Below are 2,839 nucleotides of genomic sequence, written 5' to 3' on the forward strand. Positions count from 1 at the left end.
AACCCTTATATAGAAAGGCATTTAGCGATTTTTGTCAATTGTTTTTTATCTAGAGCGAACTAATCAATTAAGTCTTTTGCCAGATAAGGATTTAGTCGATTTATGCCCCCTATCGAACCATAACAAGTAACGAAGAGCCAGAAATTTTCCTTGTTGCTGGAGAACTATGATACAATGGCATCAAAAAATAGAGGAAAAATTTTTTTATCATGGACAAGGTGTCAACACCAAGCCTATCAATTGTTATTCCGACCCGAGAAGGATTCGCTGACCACTGGTTTAATGCGCTGACCGAGGTCAAGGGAGAAGTAGAATTTATCTTGGTTCATCCACCAGGAGCACCTAAGTATCCCACGTCCGACCCTAGGGTACAGCAAATAGTCAGTCCCTTGCGGGGAGAAATTATTCAACGTGCCACAGGTTTGATGAATGCTACCGCTCCCTATACATTGACAATTAATTGTGATGAGTATATCAATCCCGACATTTCAGAAATTAGCCGTCAATACTTTTCCCGATTTCCTGATAGTTGGGTCATGAGACTTAGCCGCAAAGATGTTGAATTTGGTAAAAAAGAAATTCTAGAAGCTCCTTGGCTCTCACCAAAACCCATCGAAAAACTAGAAGTTTGTGGTAGGTCTCAAGGTAACTCTAAGCTATACGAACAAGGCAACTACTTATTGGAAATTCCCATTACTCCTATCGATAATAAATTTGATGTAATGTGTATTTTTAGAGGGAGGAGAGATCATCGAGGTCCCCATACAGAGAATTTTGACAAGAAGGTTTGGAAAACTTCTATAGTACAGGAAACCCTAGAGGATCTGGTGGGTTTAATGCCTTTTATTGGTCCGCTTAAGTATATTCCCTTTTGGTGTCTTGATCGTCTTTTGGGTTTATTTATTCAAGCTAAGTTTTTCGAGCAAGGCCAAGGGAAAATCATCGGTCATCTCATGCCATCTCCAGAACAGTTACGCATGGAAAACAATCCCCCCGAATATAGAAGACTAAATCGCTATGGTATTTTATCAGAAATTTTCCTAGTCAAGTGTTTTCCTCAGTATGGATATCTGTGGAATCTGGTGATTACCAATCTCAGGGAAGTTCCCCAAAAATATGTACTTTATCGACTAGGAAAAGAGGGATAGTCAGCCAATCATGATCAACTCACCAATTCTATCAATCGTTACTCCAACTCTGGGCAAATTTTCCGAATATTGGTTGCAACAACTTCTGGCAATTCAAGGGGAAGTAGAATTTATTTGGGTTTATCCTCCCGGAGCAGTTACCCCTTCCGTAGAAGACCCCAGAGTCAAAATTTTTCATAGTCTTTATCAGGGAGAAACGGCCCAGAGAGCCGTCGGTCTTCTCAATGCTTCCGGTCAATATGTGTTGGCTCTCGATGATGATGATTTCTTGCATCCCCAGGTGGTTGCCTTAGCGAAAGATTACTTTGATAATTTTCCCCAAAGTTGGCTCTTACGTCTCCATAAGGGGGGAATTGATTATCTCGATGAGGAAAAAATTAAAGCTCCCTGGCCGGAGCTACCCGCTATCAATCAGTTAAATATCTCTAGAAAAAGACAAGATAAATACCAAGATTTAGTGGAAGTTCCTATCGCTCCCCTAGATAATCCTTTCGAGTTAAGACTAGCTTTATGGCCCTACGCCAAAAGAAAAGATTTTCATGGCTATCATCTAGAACCTTTCAATAATAATATTTGGAAAACAATCCTGGTGAAAGAAGCCTTAGATGATTTTGTCCGCAATATGAGGATAGGAGAAATTTTAACTTGGTTGCCTCTCTGGGGATTTGATAGAGCTTTAGGGTTATTTCTGCAAGCGAAGTTTTTTCAAAAAGATATGTATATCGGTCATTGGATGCCCGAACCCAGTCAAATAAGATATATAGTCAGACCTTACTCCATGAAAACCCCCAGAATTCTTTTTCCTTCCGATGCTTTACTGGTCAAGCGATTTCCCCAGTATGGTTATTTCTGGAATCTTGTCTTCGAGGAGTTATACAATGGCATCAAGACCAAAATCAAAAGTCTCTGGAAAGCATGACTAATTATCGTGCTTCCTATGAGTTATCAACAACTCCCCATCTACTTCCTAATTCGCAAAATTCCAGAAAAGCTGCTGAAGGAACATGAAGCAGGGTGAGCGCATCCCAAACGCTATTGACAATTGGCCAATTTTGTGATAGGATTGCCTTCCATGCCTTTTGAGCGATAGCAATCAATTGAAATGCTTACGAACTCGACCCATTTGGTCGGTTGTTTCCTAAACATTGAGGTGGCAAATTCTCCTCAAATATGCTTGAATCGCCCTCTGGGTAAGCAACCCACATAAATTTTATTTTGTCAAGGATTGTTAGGATGCGCTGACCGTGTTGGCGTCGTGTTTACAAAGACATCTAGGATTTTACTTGAGTGGAGGAATCTATGTTTGACACAACAAAACCAATCAATCAAAAACAAATTATACAAATTGTTCCATTCTACACTAATGATGGAGATTTCAACGTTATTTTAGCTGAAGCGATTAGAGCAGAAACTGGTATAGTAAGCCGCTTGATCAACTATAAATCTCTCAGGAATATGGACGATCCCAGGGTTTTGTCTTCATCGAAAATTTGGGTCTGAAACCCCGCCGTTCTACGACGGCTTTACTGTTAAGTATTAGCACATTTACGAAATATATGCTAGTGTGAAAGGACATGGAAAAAGCCTATTCGTTTCGATTTTACCCCACACCAACACAAGAGTCGCTATTGCGGCGCACATTGGGCTGTGTAAGATTAGTTTACAACAAAGCTCTCCATGTCAGAACACAA

General features: G+C 40.3%; 4 protein-coding genes. All 4 read left to right on the top strand.

Going from position 1 to position 2,839, the window contains the following annotated elements; translation table 11 throughout:
• Positions 1 to 209: 209 nt before the first annotated feature.
• On the top strand, positions 210 to 1,148 hold the full coding sequence (locus PX481_RS14595; protein ID WP_002760913.1) for a glycosyltransferase: 939 nt from the start codon (positions 210 to 212) through the stop codon (positions 1,146 to 1,148).
• 10 nt (positions 1,149 to 1,158) lie between these two features.
• Complete coding sequence (locus PX481_RS14600; RefSeq protein WP_002760914.1) at positions 1,159 to 2,067, top strand: hypothetical protein; 909 nt, start codon at positions 1,159 to 1,161, stop codon at positions 2,065 to 2,067.
• A 380-nt stretch (positions 2,068 to 2,447) separates the two neighbouring features.
• On the top strand, positions 2,448 to 2,648 hold the full coding sequence (locus PX481_RS14605; RefSeq protein ID WP_002760915.1) for a hypothetical protein: 201 nt from the start codon (positions 2,448 to 2,450) through the stop codon (positions 2,646 to 2,648).
• Between the two features lie 74 nt (positions 2,649 to 2,722).
• The coding region (locus tag PX481_RS14610) for a helix-turn-helix domain-containing protein (protein ID WP_288094826.1) at positions 2,723 to 2,839 on the top strand (117 nt) is incomplete at its 3' end.

It is taken from the genome of Microcystis sp. M53603_WE2, from assembly GCF_030065435.1.

Bases quoted from the DNA above. Each gene is read 5' to 3' on its own strand.
- PX481_RS14595 (WP_002760913.1), top strand. From the start codon at position 210: ATGGACAAGGTGTCAACACCAAGCCTATCAATTGTTATTCCGACCCGA.
- PX481_RS14600 (WP_002760914.1), top strand. From the start codon at position 1,159: ATGATCAACTCACCAATTCTATCAATCGTTACTCCAACTCTGGGCAAA.
- PX481_RS14605 (WP_002760915.1), top strand. From the start codon at position 2,448: ATGTTTGACACAACAAAACCAATCAATCAAAAACAAATTATACAAATT.